The organism is Synechococcus sp. PCC 6716, assembly GCF_022570815.1.
Classification (GTDB): domain Bacteria; phylum Cyanobacteriota; class Cyanobacteriia; order Thermosynechococcales; family Thermosynechococcaceae; genus Thermosynechococcus; species Thermosynechococcus lividus.
Map to the genome: position 1 here is coordinate 148,187 of NZ_JAKLTU010000008.1, position 22,181 is coordinate 170,367.

At 49.0% G+C, this 22,181-nt stretch carries 17 protein-coding genes; 6 read left to right on the forward strand and 11 right to left on the reverse strand.

From position 1 onward, the window contains the following. Position 1: 1 nt before the first annotated feature. Positions 2 to 1,327: a hypothetical protein gene (locus tag L5220_RS06605; RefSeq protein ID WP_499572465.1), complete on the reverse strand. Its 1,326-nt coding sequence runs from the start codon at positions 1,325 to 1,327 to the stop codon at positions 2 to 4. Between the two features lie 371 nt (positions 1,328 to 1,698). Here L5220_RS06605 and L5220_RS06610 point away from each other — a divergent pair, with 371 nt between their 5' ends. From L5220_RS06610 to L5220_RS06635, 6 genes are all read left to right on the forward strand, one after another. Beyond that, positions 1,699 to 2,271 carry a hypothetical protein gene (locus tag L5220_RS06610; RefSeq protein ID WP_499572467.1) on the forward strand — a complete coding sequence of 191 codons (573 nt, stop codon included), beginning with the start codon at positions 1,699 to 1,701 and terminating at the stop codon, positions 2,269 to 2,271. A 5-nt stretch (positions 2,272 to 2,276) separates the two neighbouring features. Then, a complete protein-coding gene (locus L5220_RS06615) occupies positions 2,277 to 3,755 on the forward strand; it encodes a hypothetical protein (protein WP_499572469.1) in 1,479 nt (492 codons plus the stop codon). Between the two features lie 13 nt (positions 3,756 to 3,768). After that, a complete protein-coding gene (locus tag L5220_RS06620; RefSeq protein WP_499572471.1) occupies positions 3,769 to 7,038 on the forward strand; it encodes a hypothetical protein in 3,270 nt (1,089 codons plus the stop codon). 8 nt (positions 7,039 to 7,046) lie between these two features. Next, positions 7,047 to 8,315 (forward strand): hypothetical protein, encoded by a 1,269-nt coding sequence (locus L5220_RS06625; RefSeq protein WP_499572473.1) that lies wholly within the window; start codon positions 7,047 to 7,049, stop codon positions 8,313 to 8,315. A 29-nt stretch (positions 8,316 to 8,344) separates the two neighbouring features. After that, positions 8,345 to 9,475, forward strand: a complete 1,131-nt coding sequence (locus L5220_RS06630; RefSeq protein WP_499572475.1) for a pentapeptide repeat-containing protein — start codon at positions 8,345 to 8,347, stop codon at positions 9,473 to 9,475. 418 nt (positions 9,476 to 9,893) lie between these two features. Next, entirely contained in the window at positions 9,894 to 10,379 is a 486-nt protein-coding gene (locus L5220_RS06635) for a M15 family metallopeptidase (RefSeq protein ID WP_499572477.1), read from the forward strand. Positions 10,380 to 10,417: 38 nt separating this feature from the next. Here L5220_RS06635 and L5220_RS06640 read toward each other — a convergent pair whose 3' ends face one another. From L5220_RS06640 to L5220_RS06685, 10 genes are all read right to left on the reverse strand, one after another. Continuing rightward, positions 10,418 to 11,245 (reverse strand): inositol monophosphatase family protein, encoded by an 828-nt coding sequence (locus L5220_RS06640; RefSeq protein WP_499572479.1) that lies wholly within the window; start codon positions 11,243 to 11,245, stop codon positions 10,418 to 10,420. A gap of 12 nt (positions 11,246 to 11,257) precedes the next feature. After that, complete coding sequence (asnS, locus tag L5220_RS06645; RefSeq protein WP_499572481.1) at positions 11,258 to 12,646, reverse strand: asparagine--tRNA ligase; 1,389 nt, start codon at positions 12,644 to 12,646, stop codon at positions 11,258 to 11,260. Between the two features lie 15 nt (positions 12,647 to 12,661). Next, positions 12,662 to 15,037: an endonuclease MutS2 gene (locus tag L5220_RS06650; protein ID WP_499572483.1), complete on the reverse strand. Its 2,376-nt coding sequence runs from the start codon at positions 15,035 to 15,037 to the stop codon at positions 12,662 to 12,664. Between the two features lie 64 nt (positions 15,038 to 15,101). Further along, positions 15,102 to 16,061 (reverse strand): FHA domain-containing protein, encoded by a 960-nt coding sequence (locus tag L5220_RS06655; protein WP_099799209.1) that lies wholly within the window; start codon positions 16,059 to 16,061, stop codon positions 15,102 to 15,104. Between the two features lie 92 nt (positions 16,062 to 16,153). Next, a complete protein-coding gene (locus L5220_RS06660) occupies positions 16,154 to 17,929 on the reverse strand; it encodes a M48 family metallopeptidase (protein ID WP_499572485.1) in 1,776 nt (591 codons plus the stop codon). Between the two features lie 265 nt (positions 17,930 to 18,194). Then, entirely contained in the window at positions 18,195 to 19,109 is a 915-nt protein-coding gene (locus L5220_RS06665; protein ID WP_499572487.1) for an energy-coupling factor transporter transmembrane component T family protein, read from the reverse strand. Positions 19,110 to 19,117: 8 nt separating this feature from the next. Then, entirely contained in the window at positions 19,118 to 19,813 is a 696-nt protein-coding gene (locus L5220_RS06670) for a potassium channel family protein (RefSeq protein ID WP_227517346.1), read from the reverse strand. 61 nt (positions 19,814 to 19,874) lie between these two features. Continuing rightward, positions 19,875 to 20,147, reverse strand: coding sequence for a glutaredoxin family protein (locus tag L5220_RS06675; protein WP_448526685.1), 273 nt, complete (start codon positions 20,145 to 20,147; stop codon positions 19,875 to 19,877). A gap of 10 nt (positions 20,148 to 20,157) precedes the next feature. Next, positions 20,158 to 20,619, reverse strand: a complete 462-nt coding sequence (locus L5220_RS06680) for a VOC family protein (RefSeq protein WP_099799213.1) — start codon at positions 20,617 to 20,619, stop codon at positions 20,158 to 20,160. 115 nt (positions 20,620 to 20,734) lie between these two features. Further along, positions 20,735 to 21,886: an NAD-dependent epimerase/dehydratase family protein gene (locus L5220_RS06685; protein ID WP_099799911.1), complete on the reverse strand. Its 1,152-nt coding sequence runs from the start codon at positions 21,884 to 21,886 to the stop codon at positions 20,735 to 20,737. Positions 21,887 to 22,181: the final 295 nt, after the last annotated feature.

Sequence of the window (22,181 nt, forward strand, 5' to 3'; positions counted from 1 at the left end):
GTTAACGTTTCTGAACCGCAACACACAAATCTGCGGCCACAATACCCTGATTGTTCATCAAATTTTCTGAGGCTCGCTTCAAATCCTGCATAAAGGTCAGCAGAAAATGGGTTTTAGAGCCATCCAGTTCATTTTCGCGGGCATTCCACTCCTGCCACCACTGCGGCTGAAGTAGTTCCTTGGGCATAAACCGTGATCGCATATAGTACACGCCATTGGCTAAATTATCGGGATCAATCGTTGTCGCAATATCCAAGGTCTCGCCACGTAGGACGGTACGCAGAACCTTGCCAAAAACGCTATCACTAGCGCCAAAGCCACCATGTTGCCGAAAATAACGATAATTATTCACATTTGGTTCCAGCATTTGTGGATTAATGGCCAAGGCGTTAGGAAGGGGCTTCAAAGTCAGTTGATAATCTAAGGGCTGATCACCAACTTTCCGACTAACAACTAAGAAATCAACAGAATTGGCAGCACGGGACTGGAGCATAACATTGCCATCATTGAGGGAATGGGCGCGACGAAACCCCCGGGGCAACTCTTGGGGCCAACCATCGTCAGTTAGGGTAGCGGTTTCAGTGACTGGACTGGAATAGAAAATTTCAAAGTGACCCTGCTTAAGTATTTGGGGGTTTGCCCGCTGCATTTGCTGAGCAAAGTAGTTGAGATTACCAATTTTGCCTAGGAAGATCACATAAAAGGGATGGTGCCGTTCCGGAGGCAGGCCGGCAGTATTAAACTTAAAATCACGATTAGCCAAGCCCACGTCAAATATCGTGCCGTTATATTCACTTCTTGAGGATAGAACCCCGACAGCGTAACCATTTACAAGGTAGTTTTTAGTGATCACGTTTTGCACAAGGGCAATGTCCGCATCTTTCTGATACAAGTCCGTCACAATTATCGTGACATCGTTTTCACTGGGAGCCTGAATCACTGAGTCAATGGCAGCCACGCTCACATCAGAGCCACCAGCACCATAAAAGCTTGGGGTTAGGGCAGTACGATAGACCGAGCGATTAATTTTCTGACTGGTAGTACCAAAACGGTAGTAGCTGATTTCAGAATTTGTTCCGACCCAAGCCGTTGTAGCAACACTTTCTAAAAGCTGTAGCACTTGACCATACTTGGTTTCGCTACCGGGAACAACGTAGCCCTGCATGGAAAGGGTGGCATCCACATAAATCGAGACATGAATCTTATCAGTGCGCTCTAGATTAATGCTATTGGCAGGGTTGGCCGGATCGTCTGGATCGCCACAGGCAAGGATTTCTTGGCGGGGGGCACAGGCGATCACCAAAAAACAGATGACCAAACTCAACATCAGATAAAGTATTCTGCGAATAACTGACCGACTAGAGAACCTCACCACCGAAACGCTCCCGTAGAACTTAATGACGAATCTTAATGATCAACATCTCCCAAACTATACCAATTTCCCAAGATAACAAGTAGCCCACTCACAATAAATTCAGGGAAACAAAGCAAAATACGGCAGTTTATATGTCAAACTTGTAACATTCAATACATTGTAGCGGCGAATACATAATAATCAAAAGCACTGCTATCACCTACTACTGAATCCTTACTGCATCATTGACCCAGATCTTAAGTTTTGTTAAATATTTGCAAAAATAAAACACCTAATGATAAGATTGGTGGCATTAAAACAACCTGCCTTAAGAATATTGATTCTTGACAGAAATTTTCTTTAACAATAAATTGTTGAATGTAGCCATTAAACAACCACCGTTCTATAATGTTTCAGTTCCCCAAATCCTCGAACATATTAAGTCTATGCTTTTTGATTTGCTAAGAATTTGTGGAATTACGGTTCTTGCCGCTATCTTTGTATTCTTCATTCAGCCGTTTTTATTTTACAGTGGCATCATTGTCCTCACTGATGTTGATCCTGTTGATTGGGTCAATCAGCAATATATGCGGGGTGCAGCCATTGTTTTTACAGTTTCTCTGCTGGCAACCCTTCTTTGGTATATGGTTGCTGCCAGATCAAAGGCGGTTACAGCCTCAGCCATTTCATCAATGCGACTTGTTTGGGCGTTATTACTTTTCTTGCCCCTGATTGCCATTGGTGCTGCCTTGATTTTCTTTAACAACAGCAGTGAGGCTCTTCTTTGGATCACCGCTATGTATATCGGTGATGTACTGCTACTTTACTGGTTTAATACAGCCATTAGCTCACCTAAATTATTAAAATATGTTCCACCGGGGTCAATGCTTGTGCGTTCCATTATTCCAGGACTATAAACCTTATGTCAAACTATATTATTGCCATTGGTGGAACCGGTGCTAGGGTCGTAGAATCCTTTATTCATATTGCCTCTACCGGCATATTTGGTTCCGAAGAAATTAAAATTATTTTCATTGACCCCGATGAATCTAATGGCAACCTTCAGCGATCGCTCACATCCCTAAATCAATACAGCGCTAACCATCAACTCATGGCAACGAGTTCCCGGCTCTGTCCATGGGTACAGACCCCGATAGGAGCAATGGAACTTTGGTCTCCCTTTCATGGCATGCTCAGCCGAAGCCTAGGTCAATTTTTTAACTATGAGAAGTATAAAGTGGGAGGCAGCGATGCTCCCCTTGGGCATTTGTTCGACGTTCTATATACCCAGCAAGAGCGGGAGGCCAATTTAGATGTAGGCTTTCGAGGTCGTCCAGCCATTGGTTCTGCAATTATGAGTCAGCTGAACCTAGAGGAAAGAGGTCGAGAACCGTGGCATTCTCTGATACAGCAAATTGAGCAGAATACGAGTCTAGGGAAATTCCCTAAGATATTCTTATGTGGCTCCATCTTTGGTGGAACCGGAGCTTCTGGGTTTCCCACTATTGGTCGCTTACTGAAAAACCGCTTACAGCAACAGGGATTAACGGGGCGAGTAAAAATGGGGGGACTCCTTGTTCTACCCTATTTCCAATTCATCATTCCGGCCGATTCCGATAATGAAGTATGCGCCCGACCGGAACAGTTTTTGCTCAACACTGAAGCTGCCTTACGGTACTACCGCGATCGCTCCATCTTTGACACCATTTATCTACTGGGGGAAGAGCAGCTTAATGAAGTTGGCCGATTTAGCCTAGGTAAAAATACTCAATGTAATGACCCTCACTTTATTGAGTTTTTGGGTGCCCTCAGCATCTTCCACTTCTTTAATAATCAGGATGTTGACAAGGTGGCAATTTTACACCGCAGTGAACAACAACAGGTGACATGGCAGGATATTCCCGATAGGGAAGCCATCCAAAGCAACCTACGGCAAGCCACTCTATTTAGCTACCTTTGGCTCTCTGCAGTACGCCCACAGCTAAAAAATACAGCACTTTCAGACCTTCTGAGATTTGCCCCTTGGACAAATGCCTACTATAAACTAGGGCGACGGGGTATTTTTGGCTTCGGTGGTGTCAGTTTACCGGAAGTTAACGATCCACAAGAACAGCAGGCGCTAGCCCATGTGACAGATTACTGTACATCCTATATCAAATGGCTGGCAACAATGCTGCGATCAGGCAAAAACCATGTCAACTTGGGTGAATTATTCCCTCTATACAACTTGAATCCGGATCCCAGCAAATTAACCCTTGATGGCATTATAGGATTAACCAGAAGTTGGACAGCTTCTCCAGTAACTGCAGATATCCTTCTTCAGAAAGTGACTGAAATTCAGCCGTCAAGCCAAGGGACAGTTGGCTTAGTCAACAGTTTATATACGGTTTGTAACATTTAGCGTAGGTTCTCTGATGGCACTTTTTCTACCTAAGCTTAAAGAATCCGGTTCCGATGTTGCTGAAGGCATTCGGGGAAAATGGACAGAAAAAAGTGAGGATACGTTCCAAGCCATAGCCAGTAGCTTAGAAATTCCTGAAACCAGCACGGAAGTCCGTTCCTTTAGCTCCATTCCTGACATGTGGGCGCGCCCCCTTGCTTTTGAAATGGCGCTAAAAGACTTGTATAACCCAATTCGTCCAGCACTTGTGCGGCAATGGGAAGCCATGGTAGCAGCGATCGCCCTTGCTGAGGTTCGTACTTTTCCACTGAAAGCGGAGCTTCTACAACTTCGGGACTACAGAAACGAAGACAAGTTTGCCCGCTCCCTCTATCAACTCCTCCCCGATCCGCGCACAGCCCTTTATCAGCTAGAGGATAAAAACCCTTGGGAAGACATCTACATTTTTCTGTGGAATAATAATGCCGTTGGCATGACCAGTCCCACAACCCTAGTTTGCCCCGGAGAAGATTCTAATTGGGCACAGTTACCATGGTGGAACCAGAAAGAGGGACTCCAAGACCCAGTTCCCCACCTCAATCAATATGAAGCACAGCAACTTGCTTGTTGGTTGGACGCTCTGCGGGAAACGATTATGGCAGGCAATGGCCATGACACAACCAAAAATGCAATTGCTAGGCTATGCCGAGAATTTAAGGACAGGCTAGCCCATATCTCTGCAAATCAAGGAACGAGTTTAACCCTCACGTCCAAAGCCAACTTTTTTGGAATATCAATTAACCGTGGTGTTCTCAGTGCCCTAAATCAACCCATCAAAGCACAACCTAAGCCCTCTAGCCTGAAAGTTATTCCGAGCGAAGATAAAAATCCCAACCAAGACCTGATTATTATTCCTGATCGCCAGAGCATCACCCAAAGTTGGGGTAAACGGGCTCAAGACATCTGGGTTTACAGCACCTTTAACTTAGCCTCCCTAGATGAAAATAACATTTACGGGATTAATTACTTGCGAGAAGATAATGTATTTTTGCCGGATTTTTATTTCATTACCCAAGGAGAGGCATTTGTGGGTTGCCTCAGCCCCATGGGTCAAGATAGCCTGCGCCAAGCGTATAAAGGAGATCCGATCACGCCCATCATTCCTCTGAATCCCCGCCTACTCGATTACCTGAGTCCCCAAGACATTATCGAGAATCTGGAAATTCAGCAGGTCTCTGGGAACAGGGGTCAAGTTATTCGCTTTACCCTAGACATCAAACTGTCCGGCGTCGATAGTCCAACCTTTTATCGTATCGCTCGTGATTACCCTCTCAAAGACGAGAATGCCGTTAGTGAACTGCCTGTCCTAGAACTGTGGCCCAACTTCCGCCGCAAAGGGTGGCAGCATTACTATGGCTTCTATTACACCCCCCCCAACTCCAAGACCTTTAACATTGAGTTTCCACAAGTGACTGAAACCTATCGTTTTCAGGGTGTCGGTGAATTCCATGACGGACCAATTTCCCTATCCGATGCAGGAAGTCGCCTAGTTATTTCCCAAATGTCGTCCTTTCCAGACTATATTTCCTGCCGCGGTAGCAAAAATCAGAATGTGGGCATTGTTTTCTTGAATCCTCCCCCTGAAATTCAAGGTGTTTCCACGGCGAAATGGCGCGTGGGGGTTGACTTTGGTACCTCGTTTACCAATATGTATGTTTCAAGAAATGGGGTAGCCGAACCTCTAACCTTAGAACCCCTGCTATTACAGATCACGGATAGTGAGCCAGAGCGTCGGGAGAATGTTCTACGGGAGTACTTTATGGCTACGGTCATGCGGGTGCCTCTGTCCACTGTGTTGACAACCCGTGGTACGCGGGGTGAATCCTATCCGGTTTTAGACGGCCGCATTTACTTTGCCCCTGCACTACCTCAATTTTTTAAGGCTAAAGATAACTGGATTAAAACCAACTTAAAGTGGTCTCGCGAAAACCAAGACCATAACAAATTATTCTTAAAAAACCTGAGCCTACTGATTTCTGCCCAAGCCGCCCGCGAAAATGTCAAGCAAATTGATTGGTGTGTTTCCTACCCCTCGGCCTTGTCCCGCACTGATATTACAACCTACTTAGGGACATGGGAACAACTAACCAATGAGCTAAACTCAACAACGGGAATCAAGCATGATGCACCCAAGCGTAATGTCGCCGAGAATTTCAAAACAGAAAGCCTTGCTGTCGCTCAGTTTTTTGCCGACTACCAAGTACCAGGAGTGAAAGAGCAGCTAGACCTAGTAGCCACGTCCTGTTTAGACATCGGTGGGGGGAGCTCTGATATTTCCATCTGGCAAAGGAACAAACTCATTCATCAATGTTCAGTTCAGTTGGCGGGTAAAGATATCTTCTCGCAGTTTGTGCAAATGAATCCTGGATTTTTAGTGCGGAAATTCAGGGAGGATGGTAGAAGTTGGGATTTAATTGGTTTTAGTTTTTTGGTGAAGCTCGATTCCTTGATGAGCCGAGAAAGTGAGGGGTGGCTCAAAGCTAGTCGAGATAAGTATGCCAGTGATCCAGAATTCCAAGGGCTCATGCAGTTAATGGCCTTGGGGCTCGGTGGGCTATACTATTACATTGGCTTGATTTTGAGAGTACTACACCAAGAGCAGAAATACACCTACGGCCAAGCCACGCCCGTTTATCTAGGCGGTAATGGTTCCCGTTTACTCCATTGGTTAGCCGACGGCGGCACATTTAATAGCTATAGTCCAGTTAACCAGTATTTTAGTGCGATGTTAAGCATCGCCTCTGGTTTTGAAAATAGTAGTATTTCAAGTTATATGAGTTACCGTCCCAAGGATGAAGTGGCCTGTGGTTTGGTCTTAACTGAGAGTAAGTTAACCGGCCTGAATGCCAAGGAAGCGGATTCGATCATTGCTGGTGAAGGGTTTGAAGTGAATGGTCAAGCCTATGATTGGGACAGCCGCATGGACTTGAAGGGCGATATTACAGGATTTAATGTCAGTCAATTAGCACAACTGGCTAAGTTTCTCAATAGTTACCATAAAACAGCTATTGAATTCGGTTTAGATTACTTGCTGCCACCGGTTTATGGATATCTAGTGACCGATAACATTGCTGACAATGATCTTTTCTGGCGCCCCGTTTATCGTAACTTAGAGGATACTTTACTGCGTATGCGCGGGAACAGTGATAACATTCGGATTGAGCCGCCCTTTATTTTGGCACTCAAGTCATTGTTGACCGTACTGGGCAATCGTTGGGCAGATCAATTTAAGAATCAGAGGTAAACAAGATAATGGGTTACAAGTCATCACTACTTGCATTATTTTCAGGAATGATACTTGTTGGTATCAATTCACCGTCTGCCTTGGCAGAAGTTATCTGTGAGCCACAAAACTACAGCATTGGAGAGATTCCATTTCCACAAGAGCTTTGTCCTAGGAAAGACTCTGAGGTAGTACAACACGATACGCATCCGACTATAAAGGACAAAAGCCCCAATCGTGTCGAATTAACTTGGCAACTTAGATCTTATCTTGACTCAGGACACACTCGTAATATAGTTGGTTTTTATAAAAAGCAATTATCAGAATTATCAGGATGGAAGGTTGAATCAATCAGCAATAACTCACTAGAAGCAACAAAAGACGGTTTACAAGCAAAGGTTATCACTGACTCACCCGATAACCCCACTACTCTAACTATTGCAGTTGATAGAGTTCCTGCTCAGTCGCGATCCAGTGGCAGTGATGCCGCAGAACAGCTAAACAATAGTAGCACAGAGGAGGCTCAACCTTCTGATGATCTTCTTTCTTTGCCGATGATTGTGGGTGGTAGTTTTGCCCTTATCTTATTCATTTGGAACATTGTTTTGACAATGCTTATTTTAGGTCATAGAAAGCTTATTTCAGTTAACAGACAAAAATTGCATAAGCAACAAGAACAAATATTACCAAAATTACACCAAAACTCATTTGCTGATAATCTAAATTCTCAAATGATTGATCTAAAAAAACGAATTGACAATCTAGAAAAAGAAGTAGCAGCATCTTCACCTATTCCACAAACTAGAAGTCAAATATCTTGTCTTGAGTCCTCATCATCTTTAGAGCCTTACAATCACCCGACTTCAAGTTGTAATTCTTCTGCTTCATCATCATCTAGTTCTTCTGCCCCACCACCCTCTGAATCTTGGCAACATATTATTGATGCCTATGAAAATAATCCTGATTCATTGCGTGAGGGTGCTTGCAAAGTTTCAGAAACAACTTCAAGTGTGCGTCGGCGTAATGAAAATCCTGACTGCACAGACGTTACTCTAGCACAGCAAAATAACTATAGCTATTTAATTATTAAGGATGCTAGGAATGATAAATATTGGCTCATGCCTAAGCCTAATCTAAATCCCATGCAACCTGGTAAATCGTCAACGTTTCAGAAACTATTTAACATTTCTGGCTTTGTCCAGCCAGGTCGTCCTTATCGTGTACTCAAACCGGCTCAGGTTGAAATGAGTGGCAATGAGTGGGAATTAGTTCAACCCGGTGAAGTTGAATTTTCTTAAATTCTATTTGGCTGTAGGATTGTGTCCCCATGAATATCCAAGAACTCATTGAAGCCTACAAATCTGGACAGCGGAACTTTGCGGATCAAGACATTGCCTGTGATATCTCTATTTATGACGAGGATTTAAGTCATATTAATCTGCAAAATGCAAAACTAATCCGAGCTATTTTTGTAGGTCTAAATTTGAGCAAGGCCAATCTAGCTGGGGCGACGCTAAATGGTGCACAACTTCGCTATGTCGATCTCACGGATGCAGATCTTAGGGGAACCGACTTTACTAAGGCTTCATTTCAAGATGTAGATGTAAAAGGTGCAATCTATAATCAAAAAACACGATTTCCTCGTGGGTTTAATCCTGAGCAAGCGGGAGCACGCATTGATCAAGACGAGGAGGAAGAATCTGGAACAGATGATACCATCATTTCGACAGATCCTGCAGATCCTCAGCCAACTTCATTATCACCGCCAGAAGTAACCCAAACAGAGGAACTTGGACCCCCTCAGCCTCCTAAGGGTGAAGATTCTTCAGCCGGCGCTGATTCTGGTCAACAGCGATCATTCAATTTTATAGCAATTTTATTTTTACTAGGCTTATTTGCGGGTTTAACTGTCCTCAGTGCCTTCATTGCTATTGCTATTGTATTTAGCAATCTGCCTAATAACACACCTGAGCAAGTCACGAACTCTGACACAAGTGAGCCAGTCGCCAGACCTGAGCAAGTCACGAACTCTGATACAAGTGAGTCAGTCGCCACGCCTGAACCTCAACCTAAATATCTCTCAGAAACTGAAGCAATGGATATCTTAGAAGCATGGTTTAATGCGAAGCCAGCTATTTTTGGTCCCAGCTATAACGTAGATCCCGCCTATCAGATAATAACCGGCAAACTATTAAATACTATTGTATATGAGTCAGTTCCTTGGCTGCGCAATAACAGAACCTATTACGTCTATAATAGCTATGCCTTAAAGCCGCAATCTTTTTCTTCTGATAATGGTGTTGCTACAATTGTAGTTTCCGTTTCAGAAGAACTCTCTATGTATCGTAACGGTGAATTCGTTAAGGATGATAGCTTTTATGGTAAAGTTTACCAATATTTGATTATTTATGACGATAATAGTAAATCTTGGAAAATAGCTAATTCCAAAAAATTATAGATATCATCCAAGGCAACGGTATCGATGAACAAAGTAGAAAAAAGAGCCACCCATGAACCATTTTAGAAAGCTCAAAAACCAGATTATTGATTTTATTTTGGCGTTGCTGAATGACGCTATGATTTTGCTGGATTCTAGACGGAGTACTAAGGCTTCCAGAAATCGCTTCATAAACAGATTCAGCAACCCCATTGTTCTTATTGCATCCTTTGCTCTTTCCCTATTTTTTTGCCTACTATTTTATTTCTGGGCGTTGCCATCGATCTTTGCATTAGTAAACCAGTCCCAATCTCCCCATCCCCTATCTCGTGATCACCAGAACCAGTTCCCATCCTCCCCTGCCCTATCTGTTCCTAGTGACTTGATAGCTTCTCCAAAATATGGTCATTTTCCCTATAAAGAAGCCAGTCGCGATTCCATGGTTCAAATTGCTAGTTATGGTCGAGGAGACTATCAACGCTACGAATATCTCCATCGAGATGCGGCTAACGCCTTAATGAGAATGATTAGTGCAGCAAGGGATGAAGGGGTGTGGATTGTCCCGGTCTCTGGGTTTCGCGACATAGAACGACAAACTCTCCTCTGGCAAGATCAAATACAACGGCAGGGTTCAGAGGAACTAGCTGCCCGATTAAGTGCCCCCCCGGGTTATAGCGAGCACCACACAGGCTACTCCATTGACCTTGCCGACGGTTCCCGGCCAACGCAAGATGATATTACCCTTCGATTTATCAATACCAAGGCCTTTGAGTGGCTGAACAGTCATGGTCGTGAGTTTGGTTTTGAGCTTTCATTTCCCGAAAATAACCGCCAAGGAGTGATGTACGAACCTTGGCATTGGCGATTTGTCGGCACTCCGGAGGCAGAAGCTGTGTTTAGAGCCGCTCGGCCAAGATTTCGGTAATGTTTGTAACGTGGCAGCCATAATACCCCTATGCAATGTCAGGTACCCCTATTCAAAGTGTTTGGAAGAATATAGGCCGAGAAAAATTTGCCAAGACTAGTGTTGGCACTTACTAATGTATGAAATGTACGGTGGTTGGTATCTTCATTGGTGGTGAGGGGAAATGGTTTTTGCCCTAGCATCGGAGCATTCAGCCAGCGCCAGTCTGCTCCCGCTGCGTGGAGAATTGGCCAAGCTGGGGCAATGTCCCAGATGTGGGGGGTGCGCTCCACCGCGCCAAGGGTATAGCCCACCGCTACGGTCAATAGGTTGTAGCTGGCAGACCCCAACATGCGAATTTTGCACGGAAACGATCGCTTCAGAACCTCAGTGCTGCGGGCACAAAGGCTAAAAAACGCATGCTGGTTAGGCTCAGCTACCTTCACTCCGATTCGCTGCCCATTCAAAAATGCCCCATTGGGGTGGCCGGGGGCATGATAATAGCCGTGGAAGGTTTGTCCTAGGGGTGGAGCATGGACATAGCCAAAGATCGGCATGCCTTGATAGAGTAAACTCAGGGCAATGCACCAGATCGGCAACCCATGGCTATAGTTGGTCGTGCCATCGATGGGGTCAATAATCCAGCACCATGGCTCACCTTGATAGGTGTGGTTGCCTTCCTCAGTCAGATAAGCATGGGTTGGAAACACCTGCTGAAGAAGTTCACGGATTTTTTGGTCTGCCCACAAATCCGCGCGGGTCACTAAGCTGCCGTCGGCTTTGTGCTCTACAGAAGACTGCCCCGCCCATTCCATCAGACGGGGGGCAACAATGGTTTGCACCTGCGCGCAGGTCTCTAGGACATCGTTCCAAAATTCAGGCGTCACAAACAGGGATCCTCAAAACTCAGCATTGCCAGGGGTGCGGGGAAAGGGAATGACATCGCGGATGTTATCCATCCCTGTCATAAATTGCACTAGGCGCTCAAAACCTAACCCAAATCCGGCATGGGGGACGCTGCCAAAGCGGCGCAAGTCCAAGTACCACCAGTAGGGCGCTGGATCTAGCCCCTGCTCGGTAATCCGGCTGTGCAACACATCGTAGCGTTCCTCCCGCTGGGAACCACCAATAATTTCGCCAATTTTGGGGGCAAGCACATCCATGGCCGCGACAGTCTTACCATCGTCGTTCGAGCGCATATAAAAGGCTTTGATGCTAGCAGGGTAGTCATAGACAATGACCGGACGGCGGCAGTACTCTTCGGCAAGGTAGCGCTCGTGCTCTGATTGCAGATCTAGACCCCACGCCACTGGAAACTCAAAGGGACGACCACTGCTTTCTAACAGGTGAATAGCTTCGGTATAACTCAAGCGGGCAAAGGCTTGGCTCGCCATCTGCTGTGCTGTGGCCATGACGGTGTTGTCCACCCGCTCCTGAAAGAAGGCCAGATCGTCGGGACAGTGCTCAAGGACGTAGCGAAACACATATTGCAAGAAGGCTTCAGCCAGATCCATATCCCCTTGCAGATCACAGAAGGCCATCTCTGGCTCCACCATCCAAAATTCGGCTAGGTGGCGCGAGGTATTAGAATTTTCAGCCCGAAAGGTTGGTCCAAAGGTATAGACCTGACTAAAGGCAGTGGCCATGATTTCTGCCTCTAGTTGGCCACTTACGGTGAGGTAGGCATGGCGACCAAAGAAGTCTTGGTTAAAGTCCACTGCTCCCGTAGGTGTTCTGGGTGGCGCTGCTAGATTCAGGCTCGTGACGGTAAAGAGTTCTCCGGCTCCTTCGCAGTCGCTGGCGGTAATAATGGGGGTGTGCACCCAGAGAAAGCCCCGTTCTTGAAAAAATTGATGAATGGCGGTAGCACAGGCATTGCGGATGCGCATCACGGCACCGATGGTGTTGGTACGGGGGCGCAAGTGACTAATGGTGCGCAAAAACTCAAAGCTATGGCGTTTCTTTTGCAGGGGGTAGGTGTCGGGATCCGCTGTGCCCCATACATGGATATAACTGGCGTGGAGTTCGATCCGTTGGTTTTTGCCGGGGGAAGGGACAAGCTCACCGCTAAATTCAGCAGCGGCTCCTGTGGTTAAGTGCTTGATCAGGTCGGGGTACCCCTCAAGCGTGTGGGGAATCACTACCTGCAAGCCCGCTAGCAACGAGCCATCGTTGACGTTAACAAAGGTGCATTCCTTCAGTTCTCGTTTGGTGCGAATCCAGCCTTTGACGGTGACCTGAGTGCCAGCTTCGCCGTGGCGGACAATTTCACAAATGCGTTGTTGCATGGTCTATTTGCTCTCCTATAGCTGCACCACCGTTACGCCCCGCCCCCCCTCTTCGGGAGCGGCGAGTTCATAGCTCTGAACACTGGGATGGTGGGACAAAAACTCATGGACAAACTGCCGTAGTGCACCACTGCCGTGACCGTGAATAATCCATACTGTTCCCTGTTGACGGTTCAAAAATTCCTCTAGGAGGGGTTCTGCATCCCGCAGGCGTTTGCCCCGCAAGTCTAGAGTACGGGACTCAGTGCGGATGGCTGGGGCACTTTGGGTAGGGGGGCTGATGCTCACGGATTTGGTTTTGACGGGGGGCTGGACGGGTTCACCGCTGAGGGATTCAACGGCGTGGGGGGGCACCGCCAGTTTGAGCTGCCCAAGTTGCACGACAATATCGCCCTGCTGGCTAACACTCAGGACTTCGCCGACCTGTTGCCACTGGGGTAAGCGAACGCGATCGCCCGGTTGGGGGATAAATCCACTGGGGGCAGGGGGTGGTAGATAGGTCTGGGCAATGTGGTCAAGGGCAGTTTGGGCGCTCTTGATCTGTTCGGGACTGGCGGCCTGTTGCAGTTGGGCAATCACCTTTGCAATTTCCTTTTGGGCGGCGACAATACTGCTGCGCACTTGTTCTTCTTGGTGCTGTCGCAATTGCTGTTCCCGCTGCCGCAGTTCTTTCGCTTTACGCTCGACCTCCTGATGCAGGTGCTCGGTCTCCTGTAGTAACTGCGTGACGGCGCTGATTTTTGCTGCTTGTTCTTGCCGTTGATCCACCAGCCCAGCAATCATTTGATTGACTGAACCTGTATCTCCTGCTAGGAGTTTTTTGGCTCCTTCAATGACGCTCTCGTGCAACCCCAAACGATGGGCGATCGCCAGCGCATTCGACTGGCCGGGAATCCCCCACAGCAGGCGATAAGTTGGAGCAAGGGTCTGTTCGTCAAACTCCACAGAGGCGTTTTCAAATCGGGAATCTTGGTACTTCAGGGCTTTGAGCTCGCCATAGTGGGTGGTTGCTAGGGTGAGGGTGGCATGATCCGCCAAGTACCGCAGCAGGGCGATCGCCAAGGCTGTTCCTTCGCTTGGATCTGTGCCTGCCCCCACCTCATCTAACAAGACGAGGGTAGCTCCCCCTGCTACATCCAACTCCGTTAAAATATCGCGAATGTTGCAGATGTGACTGGAAAAGGTCGAAAGATTCTGAGCCAAGGATTGCTCATCGCCAATATCTGCCCACACGCCACTAAACCACGGCAATTGGGGGGTGGCGGCAGCCGGAATATACAAGCCCGCTTTAGCCATTAAGGCCGCGAGTCCCACCGTTTTCAGGGTGGCGGTTTTGCCGCCAGTATTGGGACCGGTCAGGGTGACTACGGCAATGCTGGCGGGAATGTCCACATCAATAGGCACAACCGCTTGCCCCTGTTCGTGGTAGTGCTGCCACACCAACAGTGGGTGCCGTAGCTGCTGTAGCCGCAGGGAGGCCGTATCGCAAAATTCGGGGCAACTGCCCTCAAGCCACAGGCTATAGTGGGCACGCGCCATGGCCATGTCCAGCGCCGTCAGCACGTCAAGGATGTACCACAGGTCATCCGTCATCGTTGCCAACTGATCCGAGAGGGCTTGACAGACCGCTCGCTCTGCTTCTGCTTCTTGATGCCCTAACTGTTGTAAGCGGTTTTGTAGCTCAATGGTTTCCTGCGGCTCAATGTAGAGGGTGGCACCACTGGCCGATAGGTCATGGATAATGCCGGGAACGTGATCTTTGTGGGTGGCCTTAACGGCGAGGACATGGCGATCGCGACGCTGGGTAATTACGGCGTCTTGCAAAGCGGTGGCGCGCCGTTGCACAATCTGTTGCAAAGCCCTATGCAACGTGGCACGAGCCTGACGTTGCTGTTGGCGAATGGCGGCAAGCTCAGGACTGGCGCGATCGCTCACCTCTCCTTGATCGGTAATACAGCGGTGAATTTCCTGGCTGACCTCTGGATAGGTGCGCAAGCCACTGACAAGGCGATTCAATTCCACAAGGAGGGGGTGGGCATCGATGTGCCGTCGCTGCTGGCGAGCCGTGGTTAACACGTGGGCGATCGCCAACAACTCGTTGCCCAGTAAACAGCCGCGATGTTGCAGCCGCTCTAGGTAGGGCTCAATATCCGTCACCAAACTAAAATCTAACCGCCCTTGGTACGTTGTCTCTAGCGCAATGATCTCCCTCGTTTGCGCCAAGAGCACCTCACTGGCGGCTCGCGTCCCCGCCAAAATATCACCGGACTGAAGCTGACGCATTCCACGCTTTGTGGCGGCAAACGTGGCCAACTGCTGGCACAGACACGGCCACTCCAAACGCACCAACGACTTTTCTAGGGCACTAATCGCTAAACCTGTAGGAACCAATGTTCGTTATTGCTAAAAACACCACTGCTACTGAATGTAACACCGCCAATCTCCCCGTGCAGCCTTAGAGCACCAAGCCCGATATTTCTGCATCGATACTATCCTGTAATTTCAACAGCGTGCTCGTCAGCGCTTCGGCATTCAGGTACGGCCAATTAATCGTCTTTGAAATGATTTGCAACCGTTCTGTGATACTGGTCAGATCAGCAAACATATTTTCCCGGGGCAACCCCGCAAACAGCGCCATTGCCCCTTGATTCACCGCCCACTTGCACTCTGATTCGTGTACCCGGGTGCGCATCCCACTAAGTAAAATCACCTGCATCTCTGGGTACGACTGACGGTACTGGCGACAAAAGTCATAGGGATTTGTTTTCGGCATCCCCAAGTCTAACAACAGCAGACTGATTTTGCAATTGAGGGACTCAACGTGGGCAATAATTTTCTCCAGCTCAAAGTGGGAGGTCGCCCAAATTGTGGAAATCCCCTGAGAGTTGAGGAGTTCCCGCCACATTTCCCCTTGGGTGCGCGAGGAATGGGTCATCAACACGGTGGCTTGGCCATAGCTTTCATGGGAGTGATCGGTATAGGGGTGAGGGCTGGGGGCATCCCGCAGATCGATGTATTCGAGTTCAGACTCTCCAATCGCAATGCGATCGCCGTGGTGGAGGATATGAGTTCCCTGAATGCGGCTATTGCCAATAAATGTGCCGTTCATACTCTTGAGATCCATCAGCCGGTAGCGATGATCCGGTTGGCGTTCAATGGCAATATGAGCACGAGAGCACCAGCGATCGGGCATGACAATATCACAGTCTTTACTGCGGCCAATGCGCCACCTGGGTAACTGATCCAGCACAATGGATCGCTGTATATAGATAGAGTGAAACAGCAACCGTGGTGTCGGGGCAGCAAGAATCAGTTCCGTTGGCCGCATGAAACCCCGTTGCGACTCTCCTGAGGAGCGTGTTGGGGATTGCAGATGCGGAACGTAGGTATCGGGACGATTGGCCGAGGCATCCATAGGGGCAGATAAAAAACGTCGGAATAATTTAGCGCTTTGTGATGTTGCTATCTTATCGATGAAAAAATATTTTGGTGAATACTCTTACCAGTTTACCGCGATGAGGTCGGTGTGAGGGTTGGCTCTGCCGCAGTCTGCTGTTGGGGCGTTTTCGGGTTCGCAGGCTGCAAAATGCTGCGCAGGTGGGCTTGAATCTGTTGATGGCGTTCAACCCCTTCAAAGGCAAAGGGGGTGTAGTTCTGCTCCCGCATCAGACCACGAATATAGCGAATCCGCTCGGCGGTGGGTGGGTGGGTGGAAAACCATGGCAAGGACGGTTCTTGGTTGCGGTACTCTTTTTGGAGGGTGTGCATCAAGTTTAGTAAGCCATCGGCAGCATAGCCAGCCCGGGCAAGGATGCGGGTTCCTAAAATATCCGCCTCCCGCTCCATGTCACGGCTGTAGCTTGTGACCAGCAGCCCTGTAATGTAGCCCCCCACAGGCAGCAGGCGAGTTAAGTTGGCTGTAGCCGTGCCTTGGGTCACCAATCGAAACCCATGGGACAAGACAGCGTGGGCAAGTTCGTGAGCCAGCAGCCCCGCTAGCTCTGCTTCGGTGTTGGCTTTGAGGATGGCGCCTGAGTGAATGAAAATTTTGCCCCCGGGTAAGGCAAAGGCATTCAGACTATCGTCGTTGATAATGAAAAACTCGTACTCAAACTCATTCCGTCCAGCCACATTGGCCAGTTTCTGCCCCACCTCATTGACGTAGGCTTGGACATCGGGATCGTCTAAAAGCTTCACTTGACGGCTAATTTGCCGGGCGGCAGAGGCACCAATGGCCGCTTCCCCCTGCATCATTAAGGCCATCATTTGAATGGAGTCAAGGGAGAGGAGGGGGTTACCGGTAATAGCCACCCCCACTAAGCCCGTCAGGGCACCAACAATCATACTTTCGCGCAGCTGGCCTTGAACTTGACGGCGAAATCGCTGCATTCGCTCGGCGGCTAGGTGCTCAAATTCAGGCGCAGCGGGATGGTCGGGGTTCAGAATGGCAAAACGGCGGGCGGTCAGTGCCGCTTCTAGCCATTGTTTTTGGCGATCGTAAGACGCAACAAGGGCGCGCTGCAGCTCTGGTTGGTCGGGATAGAGGCTGGTGGCTTGCTCAAGCTGAGCGTGAGCTTCCTGCCAAGACCCTTGCTGGAATAAAAATTCAGCGAGTTTAACGTGTGCGGGAATAAATTCAGGAAACTGCTCAACGAGAAGCCGCAACGGTACAGACTGGGCACTGTACAGTTGCGATCCCCCTTGGACTTCGCGCCAATAAATTTGGGCGGCGGGGGGCAGTTGGCTAATTTCAAGGATGGCTGGCGGCGTGAAGCGCGGTGGTGGTAAATTGGTCTCTACTTTTGCTTTTTGGTAATAGGTTCTGGCAAGGGTAAGGTCGCCCGCTTGGAAGTGGCGATCGCCCTCCATCAAGATGGCTAAGCGTGTTTCACGAGCCGCTTGCTCAGCACTTCGCTCCGGTATGGCAGGATCGATGGGAACCGCCACCTCAGTGTCCTCTGTCGTGGGGCGATCGCCCTTAATATCTGCCATAGAGGGTAAGGGGGCAGGGGATTCCTCCACAACGGGGGCCGGTGGTGCAGGGGCTGGCGCTGAAGGCAATAAATCAATGGCCGAGCCTTGGGACTGGGGCAACGATGGCATCGCTTGGGCAAGGCGATCGCCCGCCACCACAGTCAGCCCATAGTCCACTGCATCGACGAAATCAACGAGATCAACCAAATCAATGGATTCAAGCGGACGTTGCTCCTGTGCCTTGACGGGTGCCACCCACAGGCTAGCCAGCACCGCCATACTTAACAACCCGTAGCGTAACCCAACCATAGGCCGTCCCTCTTCACACCCTTTATGTGGCCACTAAATCGATGGGAACCCTTAGCACTATCTATATGAATGCGCTGCCATGGATTGACGCAGTGCAGCCATCCTCTGTGCCCTCAAGGTACTGGCTAACACCCTCCCACAACACAACTCTTAAGATACTCTCGATTATAATAGTCGTAGCGAGTAGCAGCCTTCCAATAACGCTAAAGCCCAAGCGTCTAGGCCTCCGGTCACTAAAGGAATAGTTGTGCAATAAAACCAAGTGTTACCCCTCGAACACAAAGCGACTGCTCCTAGGGGTGAGAGAAACGTTTTTTGTTGCTGTGGAGACTACACTATGCTCACCGATCAAGAAGTTGCTAAACTTGCCGCCACCAAAGGAATGGCAGCCACTAGTATGGAAGCTGCGCAGCCTTAGCGCCTTCAGGCCGCTAGTCAGTAAGAATCMCCGTAACTGCCGCTCTAGCCAGCCACTATCCCATCCAATGAGTACCCCCACCCCAAGGAGCACGATACCCGTCAATCCCCAACTCCAAGGGGCAGCATCTGCAAAGGTGGGACGCATCTGCCCCCGTAGGCCGTAGCCCCGCAAACGCATGGCCAGATAAATGTGCTGCGCCCGTTCTTCAGTACGAATGAGAAAGGCGCCAATCAGTTGTGCCCACGCCCCCAGTCGTTGCCAATGTAGGCGAAAACCACGCAAAAAAAGAGCCTGCTGCATCTGTGAAAGCAAAAACTCTAACTCAAACAGATAACGATAGGTCAACGCCAAGGTATCGGTAAGCAGCGATGGTAAGTAGCACCAGCGACAGACGGCCAACCATTGGCTAAAGGTGAGCGTCTCGAGGAGGGTCACTGCTAGCGCTAGGCAGAGGATGAACCGCCACGAGAGAAGACAGGCCACCTGTAGCCCTGTGGTGGAAATCCACCCTAGGGGGGGGGAGCCATCGCCACCCAAGGGCAGAAATACCCAAAGTCCGATCAAGAAAAAACGGGAGTGACGCAAGCGGTGAGCAAACTGCCGCCACGACACTTGACTAGCAACACAGCACAGCACAACCACAACCGAGGCAACGCCTAAGCTATTAGGGGTTTGCAAGCTACTAATGCCAAACATGAGCGAGAGAAGAGCTACAACCCGCGCTGGCGGCGACCAACGATAAAAGGGAGACTGAGGCACTAGCGCTGTCAAGTAACGTGGTGACTACTCAAAAAGCGATCAATGTCAGTGTTAGCACCAATGACAACCATGATGTCCCCTCGCTTGAGTTTTTGGTTAGGGTCAGGAATAATTTCAAATTTTTGATCGCAGCGCAGGGCAATGAGGTTCAGACCATAGCGGCTGCGGAGTCCTACTTCCATAATCGTTTTGTTATGGAAGGCATCTGGTACTTTGACCTCAATAATGCTTTTTTCAGGATCTAGGGCTAAGGAGTCAAGAATCGCCGGACGTGTCAGCGATCGCGCTAATTCACACCCTGCTTCATACTCAGGAAACACCACCAAATCTGCCCCCACCCGTTCTAGGAGTTTTTTATGAACCTCTGAAGAGGCCTTCGCAATGACCTTGGGCACGCCAGCCTCTTTGAGATTCAGGGTGGTAATAATACTGGCATCGAGGTGGTTGCCAATGGCAACAATGACGGTTTCAAACTCAAATAACCCAGCTTCTTTCAGAGATTGTGGATCCGTAGAATCTAACTGGATCGCATGGTTAACAAGGCGATCTTGCAAGACTTGGTTGACTAAACGCTCCTGATTATCGGTACCCAAGACTTCATAACCGGAGTCGTGTAGAGTACCACAAACGCCACGGCCAAAGCGCCCTAGACCAATCACGGCAAACTGCTGGGTCACGTTCAGTTCGCGACCACGAAATAGCATGGCTCCTAAGTCCATTTGTTCAGTCCTCAAAGGATTTGGCATCGCTATGCCGATTATGCCCTTAATGACTCCGCTCTAACGCAAGTCGTTGTAGGCGGCGCTCAATTTCCGCGGCGCTGAGTCGGGGGGAAAATCGCGGCACGCCGAGGGTTTGACCCTCAACCACCAAGTACAATACGGGAACATCGTATTCGTACGCTTGCTGCCACTCCGGTTGCTGAGTAATGTCCCGAACTTCTAAGGAAAACCCTTTTGCTGTTAGGGATTCCAGCTTTTCTTGCAGTCCTTCACAAAGGTGACAGCCGGGTTTACTGTAAAGGATCAAATGAGCCACAGCGCCACCCCTAGGGTGTGGATATTAAAGGTGTGTCTCCCACGGCGTGCTGATCGCGGTTGCCAAAAATAGCCTCTGCGTGGCGATAAAATTTGATCTCAATTAAATTATGAAATGGGTCGGCCAAAAAGAAGGTTTTATGCTCAAGCGGTGTGTTCACAAACCGGGTGCGCGGTGGCTGATAAAACCCTAACTCCTTGGCGACAACGCGATCGCGCAGGTTCTGCCAATCGGCCTCTGCCAAAAAGATGAGGCCAAAATGTCGGGGATAGATGCTACTGGGCGGTGTTAACGGCTCCGAGGTAACGTGAGCCACCAACTGATGGCCATAGAGCTTCATGATCAGACAATGGGGGTTTTCGCGCCCAGGCTCGCACCCCAGCCCCTCCACATAAAATGCTTTAGTTTCGGGAATATTACTAACGGGAAACGCCAAGTGAAATAGCACTGGAGCGATCGCCAACTGAGCCATGGAGAGCCTCGAAGAATCACTAAAATATCGTGCAAAGACGAAAATAATAAGCAATTCTAGCAGGCCATCTTTCGGTTTTAACAGCGGATCAAAACCGTGCTGTAAGGTCTAGCAACTAGGGGCGCCACTTTACTTTAGGCAGGATGTGGTTCGCATCCACTCGCTCTTTGTACTTAATCGCAATATTTAAGAGGGAGTCTAGCAGCGAATCGGAGAGGTAGTGGGGTTGCAGCCCCAAATCCAGCAACTTAGTATTCTTGGCGTTGAAGTAGTGCTCTTCTTTTTCAACACGGGGGTTCTCAAGGTGGTTAATCTCCACCTTCAGGCCTAGGGCTTTCCCTGCTTCCTGTACTTTATGAGCCAGATCACCGATACTAAACTGCTCTGTAAACTGGTTGAGTACTCGGAACTCGCCTTGGGCTGCCGGTTGATTCACAGCCAACTCAATACAGCGCACGGTGTCGCGAATATCGAGGAAGCCGCGGGTTTGCCCGCCTTTCCCATAGACCGTCAAGGGATGCCCAATGGCCGCTTGAATACAGAAGCGGTTTAAGGCGGTGCCAAAAATGCCATCGTAGTCAAGACGGTTAATCAGTAACTCATCCATCCCTGTTTCTTCGGTGAGCACACCATAGACCACCCCTTGGTTCAAGTCAGTGGCTCGCAAGCCCCAAATGCGACAGGCAAAATGGATATTGTGGCTATCGTGCACCTTACTGAGGTGGTAGAAGCTGCCGGGCTGCTTGGGATAGGGCAGGGTATCCTTGCGGCCATTGTGCTCAATGGTAATGTAACCTTCTTCAATATCGATGTTGGGGGTGCCATACTCGCCCATCGTGCCCAGTTTAACTAAGTGGCATTCAGGGTTATGGGTTTGGATGGCATAGAGCAGGTTGAGGGTGCCCACCACATTATTGACTTGCGTTAACACCGCGTGTTCGCGATCAATCATGGAATAGGGGGCAGACCGTTGCTCACCAAAGTGAACCACTGCATCAGGCTGGAATGCCTGCATTGCCCGCTCAAGAAATGTGTAGTTACAGATATCGCCCACGTAAAGATCAATTTTCTTGCCGGTTAAATCCTGCCAGCGCTGTAGGCGATGCTGAATGGGGGCAATAGGAGTCAAGGTTTCTACGCACAGTTCTGCATCCCAATGCCGCCGAATCAGACTATCTAAAATAGCCACGTCATGCCCGCGATTTGAAAGGTAAAGCGCCGTTGCCCAGCCACAATAACCATCACCGCCAATTACGAGGACTCTCATGCTAACCGTGCTGAAATCAATACTGCTTCGCCATTGGATGGCTTCCATACCACGTTACCAGCTAATGGGGACATCGGTATCGAGTTCAGCAGAATTCCAATCGGGGAACCTGTCACCGTTTCCCCAGCCAACAGCAGCGCAGGAGATCAGGCTAGGGAGTCTTCCGTCAACTGCAATGGCTAAAATTGGTTCAACTTATTTATGGAATAAAAAAAATTAGCCGAGCTTATCCAATAGAGATATATCTTTTTTTACATCTACAGTGATAGATTGATTTCAATCCGGTTTTCCGGGT

What these genes read in the sequence shown, in the direction of transcription:
- L5220_RS06605 (WP_499572465.1), bottom strand. Translation starts at nt 1,327, where the DNA reads ATGTTGAGTTTGGTCATCTGTTTTTTGGTGATCGCCTGTGCCCCCCGC.
- L5220_RS06615 (WP_499572469.1), top strand. Translation starts at nt 2,277, where the DNA reads ATGTCAAACTATATTATTGCCATTGGTGGAACCGGTGCTAGGGTCGTA.
- L5220_RS06620 (WP_499572471.1), top strand. Translation starts at nt 3,769, where the DNA reads ATGGCACTTTTTCTACCTAAGCTTAAAGAATCCGGTTCCGATGTTGCT.
- L5220_RS06625 (WP_499572473.1), top strand. Translation starts at nt 7,047, where the DNA reads ATGGGTTACAAGTCATCACTACTTGCATTATTTTCAGGAATGATACTT.
- L5220_RS06630 (WP_499572475.1), top strand. Translation starts at nt 8,345, where the DNA reads ATGAATATCCAAGAACTCATTGAAGCCTACAAATCTGGACAGCGGAAC.
- L5220_RS06635 (WP_499572477.1), top strand. Translation starts at nt 9,894, where the DNA reads ATGGTTCAAATTGCTAGTTATGGTCGAGGAGACTATCAACGCTACGAA.
- asnS (WP_499572481.1), bottom strand. Translation starts at nt 12,646, where the DNA reads ATGCAACAACGCATTTGTGAAATTGTCCGCCACGGCGAAGCTGGCACT.
- L5220_RS06655 (WP_099799209.1), bottom strand. Translation starts at nt 16,061, where the DNA reads ATGGATGCCTCGGCCAATCGTCCCGATACCTACGTTCCGCATCTGCAA.
- L5220_RS06660 (WP_499572485.1), bottom strand. Translation starts at nt 17,929, where the DNA reads ATGGTTGGGTTACGCTACGGGTTGTTAAGTATGGCGGTGCTGGCTAGC.
- L5220_RS06670 (WP_227517346.1), bottom strand. Translation starts at nt 19,813, where the DNA reads ATGCTATTTCGTGGTCGCGAACTGAACGTGACCCAGCAGTTTGCCGTG.
- L5220_RS06680 (WP_099799213.1), bottom strand. Translation starts at nt 20,619, where the DNA reads ATGGCTCAGTTGGCGATCGCTCCAGTGCTATTTCACTTGGCGTTTCCC.
- L5220_RS06685 (WP_099799911.1), bottom strand. Translation starts at nt 21,886, where the DNA reads ATGAGAGTCCTCGTAATTGGCGGTGATGGTTATTGTGGCTGGGCAACG.